Source organism: Acinetobacter sp. 24-47-66 (assembly GCF_056779755.1).
In genome coordinates this window covers 253503-269506 of sequence record NZ_JBWYIL010000001.1, presented here as the reverse complement: position 1 = coordinate 269506, position 16004 = coordinate 253503, and the positions used below count along the sequence as shown (strand labels likewise).

Here is a 16004-nt window from a genome sequence, read left to right as displayed (position 1 = left end):
AATTAAGACAAATAAAAAACGACACCTCAGTGCCGTTTTTTATGTAAAGCTAAAAAATTAACATGGACATTTCTTCATACCGCCTGCTGCACTTGGATAGCGTGCATCGACACAATAACGATGAAAAGTTTTTTCATCCATCGGCTCTAGGTCAGGGTGATGCTTTTTCATATGTTCTACATAGTTTTGGTAATCTGGGACACCCACCATTAAACGAAAACTTTGTTGTAGCCGCTGCCAAATCAGTTGAACTGTTTTGATTCCATTCAACATTAAAAACTTCTTCGGCTGAGCCAAAATCGTGAATTTAATGATTTTACCCAATGCCAGCTTTTGACGAATTTGTTCTTTCAAACTCATTTGGTCTCTCCTGCAGGGACTTGATCAGTATAAATTGCTTCAGCTTCCTGAGCCGTTGGCTGCGGATTTGCTAAAGCACGACGAATCACTTTAATGGCAGCAAACAACATCACCACAGCAACAATCATAAAGAATGCACATAACGCAGCATTAATCTGATTAGATAAAGCAACAGTTTGCATTTCCGCAATGGATTTCGCAGGCGCTAAAATTTCGTTTCGCTCAATAGCCGCATTGAAACGATCTGCTTGTGCCAAGAATCCAATTTTTGGATTTTCATGGAAGATTTTTTGCCAACCAGCAGTCATCGCTGTAATGAAGAGGAAAATCGTTGGAACAATGGTGACCCACACATATTTTTCTTTCTTCATTTTGAATAAAATGACAGTACCTAGCATCAGCGCCATCGCAGCTAAAATTTGGTTACCAATACCAAATAATGGCCACAAACTATTGATACCGCCCAGTGGATCAACTACACCTTGATATACAAAGAAACCCCAGCCTGCCACTGCAACGGCAGTACCAATCAAGTTGCCCACAAACGACTTAGAGTTTTTAACCGCAGGGACAACAATACCCACAGTATCTTGAACCATAAAACGGCAAGCACGTGTTCCTGCATCAACAGCAGTTAGAATAAATAGCGCTTCAAACAAGATCGCAAAGTGATACCAAAATGCCATCATTTCACGACTATTAAAAATTTCAGTGATGATGTGCGCCATACCAATCGCAAACGTCGGTGCACCACCAGTACGAGAAAGAATTGTGCTTTCACCAACCTCTTGGGCAAGTAGTGTTAAAGCTTCAGGTGTAACCACAAATCCTAAATTACGTACCGCCTCTGCGGCACTTTCTACCGTCGTTCCTATCACCGCAGCTGGTGAGTTAATGGCAAAATAAACGCCTGGATCCAAGATCGTTGCACAGATCATCGCCATGATTGCGACAAATGATTCCATCAACATACCGCCGTATCCGATCATCCGGATATCGCGTTCATTATTTACGAGCTTAGGTGTAGTTCCTGATGAAACCAATGCATGGAAACCTGAAATTGCACCACAGGCAATGGTAATAAATAAGAATGGGAAAAGTGATCCAGAGAATACAGGTCCCGTACCATCTACGAAGTGGGTAATTGCAGGCATTTTTAATTCAGGCATCGCAAATACGATACCCAATGCTAAACCTGCAATCACGCCAATTTTCAAGAAAGTCGATAAATAATCACGTGGCGCCAATAACAACCATACTGGTAATACAGAAGCGATGAAACCGTAGATAATCAATGCCCATGTTAACTCTGTACCAGATAAAGTGAATAATTGCCCCCAATAAGGATGTTGCGCAATGTTTTCACCATAAATGATACCGAGCATCATCAGTACAAAGCCAATGATTGAAACTTCGGCAATCTTTCCTGGACGGATATATCGCATATATACGCCCATAAATAATGCGATTGGAATGGTAGCAGCAATACTAAACACACCCCATGGACTATTGGTTAATGCTTTAACCACGACGAGTGCAAGCACAGCTAGGATAATGATCATTACCCCTAATGCGCCAAGCATCACAATAATTCCTGCAAATGAACCCAGTTCTTGTTTTGCCATTTCACCCAGTGAACGTCCGTCACGGCGTGTAGAAATAAATAAAACTAGAAAATCTTGGACTGCACCTGCCAGTACAACACCGACTAACAGCCAAATCGTTCCTGGTAAATAACCCATTTGCGCAGCAAGAATAGGCCCAACTAACGGACCAGCACCTGCAATCGCAGCAAAGTGATGACCAAACAGAACACTTTTATTTGTAGGCACATAATCTAGACCATCCGCTAGACGGTGCGCAGGTGTTAAACGCCGAGCATTTAACTCGAATACTTTATTAGCAATAAATAAACTATAAAAACGATATGCAATACTGTAAACACAGACTGCAGCGAGTACGAGCCAAACTGCGTTGACATGTTCTCCACGACTAACCGCTAATATTCCAAAGGATACTGCACCGATTATGGCCACAATAATCCAAATCAATTTCGAAGTCATGGATGACTTCGGTTGTATTTGATCCATATCAAACCCTCATTATTTCGTATTTGCAATCAGCTCAATTTTATTATTCGTGTTACTGCTGTTTTCCCTTGCGACTATACTCCTCAATAATTCTTCTTTACCTTAGACCTTGGCATTAAAAAAGGGATGATTGTCATCATCCCTTTCGATAATAGTATAAATTTACACCATTATGCACGTTCTAAGTATTCACCAGTACGAGTATCAACACGAACGCTTTCTTCTTGTTGAACGAATAATGGAACACGTACTACAGCACCTGTTTCAAGTTTCGCTGGTTTACCACCACCGCCAGAAGTATCACCACGTACGCCTGGATCAGTTTCAACAATTTTTAATACCACGAAGTTAGGTGCATTCACTGTTAAAGGAACACCATTCCATAACATGATTGTGCATTTTTCGTTTGAATCGTCTTTCAACCATTTCGCAGCATCACCCATTGCAACTTTGTCAGCCGCAATTTGCTCGAAAGTCACAGGATCCATGAAGTTCCATAGTTCGCCGTCGTTGTATAAGTAGTCCATTTCTACTTCTACGATATCTGCTGCTTCTAAAGAATCACCAGATTTAAATGTTTTTTCTAATACTTTACCTGATTTAAGGTTACGTAATTTAACACGGTTGAACGCTTGGCCTTTACCTGGTTTAACGTATTCGTTTTCCATGATTGAGCATGGGTTACCATCAAGCATTACCTTAAGGCCAGACTTGAAATCGTTCGTAGAATAATAGGCCATGAGAGGCTCACTCCAAACTTACTAACTTTAATCTATTAATGCGATGGGCTGCTACACTGTCATTTAGCAAGGCTGACAGGTGCATGATATGCCACATGCACATGCATTTATGTTGCGTATTCTAAATGACCAACCTACTCTGCCGCAATGATAAATTCCGAAATACAACGTTTAAGCTGTCTAAGTTCCATGCAGAACTACTGTTGTAGACTTAATTTGATCATCTTTAGGCTTGAGTATTTTCATCCCAACATTCAATAAAGAAGGCTTAATCAGGACACAACTGAGTTTTTCAATGGGTTTTGATTTAAAATGAAGCCTTTCATCTCCCTCTAAATTTAAACTGTATGACCCACTATTTGTATCAAGAGCAACATTGGCAAAATCAACTCAGCGATTTAATCACTGACCCACATGAGCTCATTGAACTCTTGGAATTGCAACCTGAAGATTTAATACATGGTGCAATTTTGGCATCAGCCCAATTTAAATTAAGAGTCCCTCGCGCCTTCGTCGCGAAGATGCAAAAATCTAATCCTGATGATCCACTGTTACTTCAAGTACTCCCTCATCATCTGGAGTTAAATGAACATCCTGATTTTGTGACAGACCCCCTTGATGAGGAGGCTGCCAATTTAATTCCAGGTGTATTACATAAATATCAGTCACGTTTTTTACTGACTTTAACAGGTGCATGTGCTGTTCATTGTCGTTATTGTTTTAGACGTCATTTTCCATATCAAGAAAATTTACCTAAAAATGACGACTGGAAAAAAATACAAGACTACTTACTCGCTCATCCAGAAATCAATGAAGTGATCTTAAGCGGAGGGGATCCCCTAACACTTTCAAATCGTAAACTTGCCGTTTGGATCGATAGATTAAGTTCAATTCCACATCTTAAAATTTTGCGTATTCATTCTCGAGTTCCAATCGTTATTCCAAATCGGCTTGATGATGAACTTATTTCTCTGTTAAAAAACAGTAGGCTACGTATTATTCTAGTGGTACACTCAAACCATGCTGCTGAAATTGATGACTTTACCGCTTCGAAATTAATGCAAATTTCACAACAAAATATTTTGGTGTTGAATCAAGCTGTGTTATTAAAAGGTATTAATGATCATCCTGATATTTTGGTTGATCTAAGTCATCGATTATTTGATGCGCGTGTGATGCCTTATTATTTACATGTGTTGGATAAAGTGAAAGGTGCTCAGCATTTTGATTTACCAAGTGAATCTATTGATTCAATCTATAAAGAGGTTTTGGCAAGGTTGCCTGGATACTTGGTTCCAAAGCTGGTTAGAGAAATTGCGGGAGAACAGAATAAAACACCGCTTTATGGAGTTGCCACTTTTTAGAGACTCATTCACATGCTTCAGGCTCAGATTTCAGAAATTTTTCACTATCCTACTGCCTTGACTCGAGATCAACTGAGTTTTGCAAATGCAAATGTTCAGGACTTGGGTTTTTGGGCATCTCAACTTTCAATTATGCAATTAGGTGACACCTCTGAAGCGGTGTTGAAAGCCCTATATGAAATCGCTGAACTCAAATGTTCGGAAACATTGCGCTTTGATCTTATTCAAGCGCTACATCCTTTGATCGAAAATATTTTAGAGAGACTTGAAAAAAACTTTTTAAATCAAGGTCTTTTTCTATCTGACCGTAACAAAGATATTATAGAATTAACCACTCGCTTGAGAACATTATTTGCTGATATCTACATAGATATTGCACAGCGCAGTGAAATGCAGCTAAAACAACAAAAGTTTTCTATTTTGAAGTTTGCTCAAAAGCGTAATGTGAAAACTGCACGACTCCTTTCCAGTTATTACGCTCTTCAACAATTGGGTTTATTGCTAGTACAACAACAGATGCTTTATCGTTCTGCCTTGTCTAAGCAATGGTTAATGACCCATTATCTGTATGATTTGGCATTAAAAAACCAAGAACACACGGTGAATATTAATTTATTGCAAGGCACTCATCACGCTTTAAAAAATATTCAACAATGCTATGCCCAAGTCTTATTATTAGAAATATTTAATACTCACCAAATTCGTCCTTCTGAGATCTACGCGCTCTATCAATGCACAGCGGATTGGGCACAACTAGTGCAAGTTTTACCACGCGAAACCGCTTTATCTCGTTACGTTATTGATACCACTAAAGATCATCCGCCAGTTTACAACCGAAAACACCATGAGAGTTTTAAACCAAACATTTTCGTGGCGACACAATCGTTGCTTGAGCATGTAAACTTAACCATTCAAAAGGACAATGAATATCTATCTAAGAAAGAGAAAGCATATTTAACTGCGCCTCTTAAATTTCATGTACAAAATGTTTTAGGCTCGACCATTGAACGCAGACATGAACGTTATGAACATTCCGCTCAATTACAACTCTGTTTCAGTTTACTTACCGCACATTATTATCTCTCAAAGACCAAAACTTTTAGCGAAACCTTGCGACTAACACCGCCTAAATCAAAATCAGAAGACGAGTTTGCGTTTACATATTTAAATGACTACCCAGATGCCTATACAGACAAATCAAACAAAGTTCTAGATAAACAGGCACGTCAAATCCATGCGGCTCAAGTTTTAGATATCAGTTTAAATGGCTATCGCGTACGTTGGTTAGAAGAAGAAGCACCTCCAAATTTGAGAACTGGTGAATTTATCCTGATCAATGAGGGGGTGAACAGCAAATGGAAAGGTGGTGTAATTCGTTGGATTAAACAATCTGTTAAAAAAAGCTATGAACTTGGGCTTGAAGTGATTGGACCCGACATCCACCCTTGCGCCGCAAAAGTTTATACAGATCGAAGTTCTTTTAATTATCATCCATGTTTATTTGTACAAACCTTGAAGATTGATGCTCCACAGCATTCTCTTATTTTGCCAAATTTACAGTTTTTCAAAGAACAACAATCTATTTATCTACGCTTAACTGATCAAGATATCAAAGTAGAATTGATAAAGACCATGCTCATCACACAAAGTTTTGTTCAATTTGAATTTGAATTATTTAATGATGAGCAGCAATATTTGATTGATGAATTTTTACAACATCAAAACCTTGAATCAAATCGTTTTCAAGACGTATGGGAAGCATTGAAGTGAAAAACCTACTTCTATCAACACAATTAAAGCAATCTGGAATGCGCTTACTCATTGTCGATGATAACCAGATTCGTTATAACCATATTATCTCTTTACTCGAAAAACGCGGGTACAAGGTAGAAGCTGTGCTACTCGATGATCAAGTGAGTCTTGAAAAGCAACTTCATTTAGGTTGGGATTTAATTCTGTTTGGTCGTGCCTATGAACTGACCTTAACTCATTTTCTTCGACTGCTTGCAGATTCTGATAAAGCTTTTACCCCAACACTTTATCTAGCTCCAGAAGCGCTAGAAATGTCTGAAGTAAAACTCATTTCGATGGGCATCTATGATGTTTTAAATATTGATCAACCTGAACAATGTTTACTTAAAATTATTCGAGCATTGGCTTTTAGTCGCTTACAAAAAAATCAGATGCAATTAACGGATGTACTGAAACACAATGTTCAAATTAAACAAAATTGGATCGAAGAGCATAAAAAAGCAGTTGCAATCATAGAAGAAGGGATTGTCGTTGAATGCAACCATGAGTTTACGCATTTATTTGGCTTCAACACGTTTGATGACGTTATTGGATCCCCGCTCATTGATTTAATACAACCTGAGGATATTCAATCTTTTAAAGCACGATTTAAAAAATTAGCTTTCGGTAAATTTGAGTATGGACCTTTTGAACTGATTTCTCTTAATCCACAGTTAACACATCAAAATCCAGTCCAAATTGAATGTAATCCTACAGATCAAAATCAAATCATTGAAATTACGATTTCAACGCATTTTCAACAGGATGATCAACCATTTAGTCCTCAACTTGAGACTGCACCTCACCAAGACAGTAGAATTGCACCACACACAACATTGGCAAAAATTTTACAACATCTTGAAGAACACCCTGCTCAAGAAAATGCTTTGGTCATCTTCAGCCTAGCTAGTTGTCCAGACTATATCTTGAGTTCTGATTGGGATACTTTTAAAGGCTATTTCGGCAAACTTTCAGACTTTATTCTCGAACAGACCAATGGCGCTGTATTTAAAATTGAAACAGCCCTGTATGCCACTATCATTCAAGCTGAAACGATTGAAGTTCTAAAATCAAGACTCTCTGCACTACATGCGCTTGAAAAACCTAGGCTCGTCAATCTGGGAGATCAAACCTATCAACAGCATGTCAAAATTGGTTATAGTCTCTTCAAACTGTCAGATTTAAATGTAGATAATTTTGAACAGCTCATTGCAAATGCTTATAACACACCCCTACCCAATTTATTGAGCAATGATGCTGCTTTAGAGACAACGCTTGAAGAAATTGAAGAGATTCATTTTGAAGTTACTCAAGCAGATGAGCCGACCTCTATTCAGTTGAATACACCTTCTTCTGAAGTAGAGCCTGATCATTCAACAGAATTTGTATCTCAAGCAATTGAAGAACCTGTACAGTCAGACGAAGTTCACGGCGATATCCTAGTACATCTTCGTAAAGTTCTTGAACGCGATCAAATTACGCTAAAGTTCCAACAAATCTATGATAAAGAAGACACTAGTCTTAATACCTATGAAGTAAGCAGTGGGTTTATTTTTGAAAACCAATGGATTCAATTGGACAATATTGAAGAATTGGTGGATGACCCTGAGTTGTCTATTAAAATTGACCGATGGATTTTGGTTGAAGCAGCAAAGCAACTGCACAATTTTTTAACACAATATCCTGAAGCTAAACTGATTATTAATTTACGACACCATGTTCTTTTAAAGCATCATCAATTGGCAGAATTAATTTCAAAACTGCTCATGATTGTAGGAGCAAAAGCACCTCAACCACTGATTTTACAGTTTAAAGAAAAATACATTGCTCAACATTTAAATGAAATTCTGCCTGCGATTGAGGTATTGAGAGCGCAAGGTGCAGATATTGCCGTTTGTGAGTTTGGATTAAGTAAATGTAGCGATCTCATTCTCAAAGTTGCCAACATTCAGAATTTCACGCTGCATGAAGAATTTACAGATAATTTAAATACTGAAGAAGGTATTGAACGTTTTAAACAGGCGATTGAATACTTCAATAGTCATCGATCAGTCAATTTATTACTCAAAAATCTCAATGATATGAATAGCTTTGCCAACGCGTGGAATGTCGACGTGAGATTTTTACAAGGTGATTATTACCAGCGTAAATTGGATCAGCTCATGAATGTTCAAGATCAAAGTTAATTCCAAATTTTGGACATAAAAAAACAGGCTGAACGCCTGTTTTTTTTATTTTGGGTATTAACGTTTGATAGAACGTGACATACCAGCAAAACGTTGTTTGAACTTGTCGATACGACCGCCAGTGTCAACGTTCTTTTGCTTACCAGTATAGAATGGGTGGCAAGCTGAGCATACGTCTAGGTAAAGTGTTTCTTTACCAACAGCTGAACGAGTTTCGATTACGTTACCGCAAGAGCAAGTAGCAACTAATTTTTCGTATTTTGGGTGAATATCGGCGCGCATGGTCGATTCTCCATAGAGTTAAGAAGGCTTTAGCTGTCATCGCAATTGATCACTCTCTTCATCCATTACAACAGACGCAGAGGAAAGGCTGAAATACAGCAGATCAACACCACAACAGACCATTCTTTTGGCCCACCGAGACGGCTTCCGTCAGAGCTAAGCACAACAAGTGGACGACATTATACGCCACTTTATTTCAGATAGCGAATTTTTCCTTTAAGACTTTTCAATTTGCTTGGACCAATGATTTGCAATAATTCCGCAGACCATTAATTGGATTTGATGGAAAATCATAATTGGCAATATGATCATCCCCATAGGTTGTCCAATGAAAAGAATTTGCGCCATAGGCACTCCACTTGCGAGTGTTTTCTTAGAACCACAAAAAAATACAGCGATTTGATCGGCACGATTAAATCCAAACCACTTTGGGGCGTGATAGGCTAAAAGCATAATCAAAGTCAGAAGCACAGAGCATGCAATAATTAACCACATTAAGGTCACCCCACTGACTTCATTCCATAGACCTGCTACGACTGCACTACTGAATGCGCCATACACCACCAAAAGAATTGATCCTTGATCAAAAGTTTTGACAATACTCGGGGCTTTTTGAATCAGAGGAAAAACGATAGGACGCAATAATTGTCCCAGAATAAATGGAACCAATAACAGCAGAATAATTTTGACGATCGCATTGGTTGGATCGAACCCATGATCAGACTGACCTAAAATAAATAAGGTCACTAATATAGGAGTGATAAACATACCAATAATATTAGAGAATGAAGCACTACACACAGCACTTGCGACATTACCACCTGCTACAGAAGTAAATGCAATAGAAGACTGAACTGTTGAGGGTAAAAAGCACATAAACAAGAAGCCCCAATACAGTTCTTGTCCAAGTAGCGGTAGCAATACAGGTTTAGCTATTAATCCTAGAATTGGGAAAACTGCGAACGTCAGTGCAAAGACCAAACTGTGTAATTGCCAATGTTTAATGCCTTGAATCACCGCCTCACGTGATAACTTTGCACCATGTAAAAAAAATAGGATTGCAATTGCAATCGTGGTGAAATAAGAAAAATAGCGAGCAGCAAAACCTGAAATTGGCATCACTGACGCTAAAATCACCATAACAAACAGCAATATCGTGAAACGATCTAACGCTAAGAGCTTTAGCACCCCATATCCCTCTTTTTATTCTATCTGAATTGAAAATAAGCCCAATACACATTGATTGGGCTTATCTTTAAAATTTTACTCACAAATCAGCGAGTGAAATTTAATTATTTCTCGCGTTACTGTCTTGTTGAATAAGTTCAATCTTGTAACCATCTGGATCTTCCACAAAAGCGATTACGGTTACGCCGCCTTTCATTGGTCCAGCTTCGCGGACAACGTTACCACCACGTGCTTTGATTTCTTCACACGCCTTATACGCATCATCCACTGCGATCGCAATATGACCATACGCATTACCCAGCTCATAGCTGTCTGTATCCCAGTTATGCGTTAGCTCAAGAACAGTATTGTTTTCTTCATCACCATAACCCACAAAGGCTAAAGTGAATCGACCTTCTTCATAATCACGTTTACGAAGCAAAGTCATACCGAGTACTTCAGTATAGAACGCCAATGAACGCTCTAAATTGCCTACACGTAACATGGTATGTAACATTCGCATAAAATTTACCTATTGATTGAAAGATGTACTTTTCAACTGATTTAACAATTTCGCCACCCAAATAACAAGTAACAAAATAGGTAAACCCATTAAAAAAGTCATAAAGAAGAATGATGAATAACCGAAGTTTGTCACTATTGTACCTGAATAGCCACCAATCATCTTTGGAAGCAATAACATCAATGAACTAAAAATTGCATATTGCATTGCTGTAAATGAAACGCTAGTCAAACTCGATAGGAATGCAATAAATACTGCACCAGCAAGTCCTGATGCGAGATTGTCAAATACAATGCCCATCACCAGCCACACCTTACTATAAGGGACAACCACTTTACCTTTAAGTTCGACTATTTGATCACTATCAACTTGAACAGCTGGAAGATCAGATAAAGTCATACGTGATTTCGGTTGGATCGCTGAAACTGTTTTATAAATATGATCTTGGGTTAATTCATGCGCCTGACCTGCATGCTGCACGACCGCTTTCACCGTAAATTTAGTGTGGTTTTTTAGACTGTCTCCCGGGACAACCACGCTCCAATTATTTTGATCCAACTTCGCAGGTATCACTTGCTGATTTGAAATATGAATATTCAGTGTTTGTAGTGTGCTGTCAGCTTTTAAGTTCGAGAGTTGACCGCGAATAATGACATCCTTGCTTAACTCATCTTGGTAGAGAATATCGTCCCCTCCAATGGCTTGGATGAAAATCTGAGAATCATCTTGACTCGAATAGCGTTGAAGCGGGATTTCAACATTCAGGGCTTTATCATAACCATCAGGGGTGGATAACACTTGAATACTATGATGTTCAGCAAAATTAGATGCAGGGAGCTTTAAAGACCAGTTCCCCACTTCATCGGGAGTCACTTGATGCTGTTGACCTCCCATTTGTACCAAGACTTGATTCATCGTTGGTCCAGATTTTACGAGCCCCACAAAGATGAGATTGGTCGTGCTGGCAACAATAGCGCCCACCAACATCATTTTCATAATGTTATAACGCTGAGCTAATAAGCCTCCAAGGAAGCCACCTAAAATTACAAAAAAAATGGCGAAAAACTTGTTAAACCAAGCGATTTCTTCTTTATCAAAATTCAAATCAAGATAAAAAAGATTGGCGACCACCCCAGCGACAATATCTGAAATTCGATAAAAACCAATGAGTAATAAAATAGCTAACGCAACTTTCAAACCATAACGTTTAAAGAAATCTAAAATCGGTGACAGCCATGTCTCGACGACTATTTTTTCATCAATGAGTTTTGCTCGGGTTAATCCAAATACGACCAACACAGCCAACGCCACACTCGCGAAGAAACGTAAAACTTGCCCAATAAATGACAGAAAATTACCATCGATATTTAACTGTGAAATCCAAGCACCAAATTGGAGAAACCCACAAACGAAGACTACTGTTGAAATCACAAAGACGATAAATAACTGAAAATAATCCTTTGCTTGATATTGATGAGGTTCTTGATTTACTAGTGGTTCATGAATCACTAAGGTCGTCACAATCCCGACCATCATCAATCCAGCCATGAGCAAATAGGTGGACTGCCACGCCTCATAAATATAGTTACCCATGGCTGTACCAAGTGATGCAGCGAAGAGTAATGCACCGAGCTGAGTTACGATGGTCGCAATTCGATAACCTGCGTTATAAGTCGAAGCCATAACCGTCTGAACACTCGTATCTTGTGTCAACTCAATACGATAAGCATCCACAATAATATCTTGTGTCGCTGATGAGAATCCGAGAAAGATTGCGGATATCGCCATGAACGTTAAACTTGAAAATGGCCCTATACTTCCTCCATGAATACTCGGATCAGTAAATGCCATTGAACAAATAGCAATTGCGACCAAAATCTGTGAAACCAACAACCACCCTCGTCGTTTACCCAATTTCCTTGTTAAATAAGGCAATGGTAATCGGTCAATCAAAGGTGCCCAAATGAACTTGAAGGCATAAGCTAAGGCTGCCCATGAAAACATGGTAATGGTACTACGCTGAATACCGGCTTCACTCAACCAGAAAGATAGAGTTGAAAAAATCAGAAAAATTGGGATACCTGATGAGAAACCCAAAAAAAGCATAATGATCGCGCGTCGATCAAGAAAGGCTTTAAATGCCGAAGTCCATCCAGCTGATTCTGGTGACGAAGATTGTGATGTCATTGCGTTGTTATTTTCAGTGAAAAGTACTCTCGCTATTCAACTCTGTAATGCGCTTGGTTTCAATATAATTTACGCAAACTTCACCGAGTATTTCATCAATTTGATCTATCTCAACTTGATATTTTTGGCTAAACCTGTATACCTTAAACTATCAAATGTAAATTATAGTTTTGGATTTCACCTGTGACCCAGAGACACGATCAAATTAGTTCCACCGCAGTAGCTTTAACCACGACATCCACAAACTTAGAACAAAACTCACAAAACAAGCTCCTATCCGTATTTGAACATGAAGCCACGCAAAACACCTTGAATGCAACAGCACTCAAACCAGAACAACTGACGCATATTCCAAATTATGACAATATTCCTGCGTCTACAAAACGTATCAAGCCTCTTAATAATTTTTTAGGACAAGATCGTGCTAAAGCATCTGTAGAAGCAGGCATTGCCCTTCCATACTCAGGCTATAACATCTTTGCTGTGGGTACTGCAGGGTTGGGTAAACGCACCATGATCAAGCGCTTACTCCAACAACATGCCAAAGATATGCCTACACCGGATGATTGGGTTTATGTATACAACTTCAAAAATGCACGCAACCCAATTGCGCTTAAATTTCCTGCAGGACAAGGCGCAAAGTTTCAAAGTACGCTACATCAAACATGGCAAACCATTTTCAAACAGCTCGAACGTCGTTTTAGTGCTGAAACGTATCACAATCGGATTGAAAAAATTCGTTTAACGACAGGTCATGAACAACAACAAGCTTTGATTGAGCTTACCAAAGAAGGTGAAGAGCTTGATTTAAAGTTGATCAGTCGTAATGAAGAACACTGCTTTATTCCTGTTCATCTTAAAGACAATAAAATTCAAGAGATGTCTCAAGATGACATCAATGCACTGAGTAGCAAAGAACGTTCTGAAATTGCGTCCAATATTCGTTATATGGATAAAAAGCTTGAGCGTTTAGGTTTACAGATTGGTGATCTCGAAGATGAAGCTCGAGATATGGTGTCTGAGTTGAATCGTGACATTGCCAAACAAGTCATTATTCCCCGCATGGAACATATTTTAAATAAATTTCCAGATATCAAACATCTTGAACAATATTTAAAACTATATGCTCAAGATATTATCGACAATGTGGAGACCGTACTAGAACAGGAAGAAATTGATTTTTCACCTGCATTATTTAACCGTGTCCCTGCGCGTTATCAAGCAAATTTAGTCATTAGCAACAAGCCAAATTCTGGGGCACCAGTCATCTTTGAAGATTTCCCCACACATTACAACTTACTTGGCCATGTTGAACAATTAACGCAAAATGGCACTATCAGCACTGATTTCACTTTAATACGACCTGGTGCACTGCATCGTGCCAATGGTGGTTTTTTAATGCTTGAGGCTGAGCAGCTTTTAGAACAACCTTATGCATGGCAAGGACTCAAACGAGCGATTAAGTCTGGTCAAATTAAACTCTCATCTCTAGAGCACATGCTAACGCTGACGGGCAGCATTTCAATTGAGCCCGCATCGATTCCATTACAATTGAAAGTCATTTTAATGGCTGAACCAGAAATCTATTATGAGATTCTGGAGGTGGAGCCTGAGTTAGGAAGTATCTTTAAAATCAGAGCTGATTTTACCGACACATTACAACGTAATGACGAAAATGAACAAGCTTATATGCATTTGATTGCAGACTATGTTCAATCCTCTAAACTACTTCCATTTGATCGTTCTGCCTTGGCTGCTTTACTGACCGACTCAAGTCGTCAAGCAGAGGATCAGAGTTCGTTGTCACTACATGCCTTAACTTTAGGTGATCTGATTCATGAATCTCATCACCATGCATCCAAATCTAATGCAACTATGGTGACAGCAGAACATATCGGCACTGCGCTCAAACACCGCCAATATCGTCTAGGTTATTTACGAGAGTTGTACTGGCAAGATTTATCTCGTGGTACACAGCTTATCGAAACGCGTGGTCATCGACTCGGTCAGATAAATGCTTTGTCCGTGATTCACTACGCCGATGTCGAATTTGGCCTACCATCACGCTTGACTGCTTCAGTGTATCAGGGTGGCGGCGATATTTTAGATATCGAACGTAGCGTGGAGTTAGGTGGTTCACTTCATGCTAAAGGTGTACTATTAATGTCGTCTTTCTTAAAGGCACATTTCGGACGTGAACAAACCTTGCACTTCTCTGCCGCTTTGGCTTTTGAACAAAGTTATGGTCAAGTCGATGGTGATAGTGCAACCGTTGCAGAACTCTCCGCTTTAATTTCTGCGATCAGCCAACTGCCGATTGATCAGTCATGGGCGATTACGGGTTCAATGAATCAACTGGGTCAAGTACAACCGATTGGTGGCGTCAATGCCAAAATCGAAGGTTTCTTTGATGCATGTAAACTTCAAGGTTTAACAGGCAAACAAGGTGTCATTATTCCACGTCAAAACATGCAGCATCTAATGTTACGTCAAGATGTGATTGATGCTGTCGAGGCCGGTCAATTCCATATTCATGCCATCAACACAATTGATCAAGCACTTGAGATTCTCATGGCGCGTCCTGTCGGAGAATTAAATAAAAAAGGTCGCTATACCAAAGGATCAATTTACGCTGCTGTCATGGAGCAGCTAGAATATTGGCAAGCCATTGAAGATGGCGCTGAAATTGAAGAAGAGCCAAAGAAAAAGAAAAAAAAGAAGAAAAAAGACAAAGCTAAAAAAGATAAAGCGATCAATGCTGAAGAACAACCTTCTCAACTCGCTGATGAGACTTCAAACTAATTTGAAGTTTTCAAAATAAAAAAAGCACCCACCGGTGCTTTTTTTATTGCGCTCAAATTAAGCTTCAGGCGCTGGGCTATATTGCTCCACGAGCGTTTTTAATTCGCCTGTTTGGAACATTTCTAGCATAATATCACTACCACCGATCAACTCACCATTGATCCATAATTGTGGGAATGTTGGCCAGTTTGCAATTTGTGGCAAAGTCGCACGAATGTCTTGGTTTTCAAGAATATTTACATAAGCAAATGGGCGACCAATTTGGCTCAATGCTTCAACTGCACGTGCAGAGAAACCACATTGTGGGAACTGTGGTGTGCCTTTCATATAAAGAAGAACTGCATGTTTTGCAATTTGATCACGAATTAACGCTTCTGTATCACGCACTTGTTCAGTCATTGATTAAATCCTCAACTATTCTGCCTGCATTATACCTAAAACCGCCGTAAAGAGTATGGATTGGTAAATTTTTCCAGTTTAATTTGCAATTAGGCTTTTAATCTTAAGCAGAT

Annotated in this window: 12 protein-coding genes; 4 read left to right on the top strand and 8 right to left on the bottom strand. The window is 39.1% G+C overall.

All coding sequences use genetic code 11. From position 1 onward, the window contains the following. Window positions 1-57 precede the first annotated feature (57 nt). The 3 genes from AC1M84_RS01230 to efp all read right to left on the bottom strand — a co-directional run bounded on the left by AC1M84_RS01230 (window position 58) and on the right by efp (window position 3190). Window positions 58-360: a YbdD/YjiX family protein gene (locus tag AC1M84_RS01230; RefSeq protein ID WP_481588442.1), complete on the bottom strand. Its 303-nt coding sequence runs from the start codon at window positions 358-360 to the stop codon at window positions 58-60. After that, window positions 357-2450, bottom strand: coding sequence for a carbon starvation CstA family protein (locus AC1M84_RS01225; protein ID WP_092766101.1), 2094 nt, complete (start codon window positions 2448-2450; stop codon window positions 357-359). The genes AC1M84_RS01230 and AC1M84_RS01225 overlap by 4 nt, the downstream gene beginning before the upstream one ends. Before the next feature lie 170 nt (window positions 2451-2620). Continuing rightward, window positions 2621-3190 carry an elongation factor P gene (gene efp, locus AC1M84_RS01220; RefSeq protein ID WP_035265851.1) on the bottom strand — a complete coding sequence of 190 codons (570 nt, stop codon included), beginning with the start codon at window positions 3188-3190 and terminating at the stop codon, window positions 2621-2623. Window positions 3191-3537: 347 nt separating this feature from the next. Between efp and epmB the strand changes: the two genes are divergently transcribed. From epmB to AC1M84_RS01205, 3 genes are read left to right on the top strand one after another with little or no spacing between them, the layout of a single operon-like run. After that, on the top strand, window positions 3538-4554 hold the full coding sequence (gene epmB, locus AC1M84_RS01215; RefSeq protein ID WP_481586652.1) for an EF-P beta-lysylation protein EpmB: 1017 nt from the start codon (window positions 3538-3540) through the stop codon (window positions 4552-4554). A 12-nt stretch (window positions 4555-4566) separates the two neighbouring features. After that, the gene (locus AC1M84_RS01210; protein ID WP_481588444.1) at window positions 4567-6324 is read left to right on the top strand and encodes a GTPase; all 1758 of its coding nucleotides are present in this window, start codon (window positions 4567-4569) and stop codon (window positions 6322-6324) included. Beyond that, window positions 6321-8531 carry an EAL domain-containing protein gene (locus AC1M84_RS01205; protein WP_481594247.1) on the top strand — a complete coding sequence of 737 codons (2211 nt, stop codon included), beginning with the start codon at window positions 6321-6323 and terminating at the stop codon, window positions 8529-8531. The genes AC1M84_RS01210 and AC1M84_RS01205 overlap by 4 nt, the downstream gene beginning before the upstream one ends. Before the next feature lie 57 nt (window positions 8532-8588). On the opposite strand, the gene rpmE is transcribed toward AC1M84_RS01205, so the two are convergent. From rpmE to AC1M84_RS01185, 4 genes are all read right to left on the bottom strand, one after another. After that, window positions 8589-8813, bottom strand: a complete 225-nt coding sequence (gene rpmE / locus AC1M84_RS01200) for a 50S ribosomal protein L31 (protein ID WP_004971624.1) — start codon at window positions 8811-8813, stop codon at window positions 8589-8591. A 216-nt stretch (window positions 8814-9029) separates the two neighbouring features. Next, complete coding sequence (locus AC1M84_RS01195) at window positions 9030-10001, bottom strand: bile acid:sodium symporter family protein (protein WP_481594246.1); 972 nt, start codon at window positions 9999-10001, stop codon at window positions 9030-9032. Between the two features lie 100 nt (window positions 10002-10101). After that, window positions 10102-10503, bottom strand: coding sequence for a lactoylglutathione lyase (gene gloA, locus AC1M84_RS01190; protein ID WP_481588447.1), 402 nt, complete (start codon window positions 10501-10503; stop codon window positions 10102-10104). Window positions 10504-10512: 9 nt separating this feature from the next. After that, on the bottom strand, window positions 10513-12690 hold the full coding sequence (locus AC1M84_RS01185) for an AmpG family muropeptide MFS transporter (RefSeq protein ID WP_481594245.1): 2178 nt from the start codon (window positions 12688-12690) through the stop codon (window positions 10513-10515). Between the two features lie 183 nt (window positions 12691-12873). On the opposite strand from AC1M84_RS01185, the gene AC1M84_RS01180 reads away from it, so the two are divergent. Next, a complete protein-coding gene (locus tag AC1M84_RS01180) occupies window positions 12874-15492 on the top strand; it encodes a Lon protease family protein (protein ID WP_481594244.1) in 2619 nt (872 codons plus the stop codon). Window positions 15493-15549: 57 nt separating this feature from the next. On the opposite strand, the gene grxD is transcribed toward AC1M84_RS01180, so the two are convergent. Further along, on the bottom strand, window positions 15550-15891 hold the full coding sequence (gene grxD / locus AC1M84_RS01175) for a Grx4 family monothiol glutaredoxin (protein WP_092766094.1): 342 nt from the start codon (window positions 15889-15891) through the stop codon (window positions 15550-15552). Window positions 15892-16004: the final 113 nt, after the last annotated feature.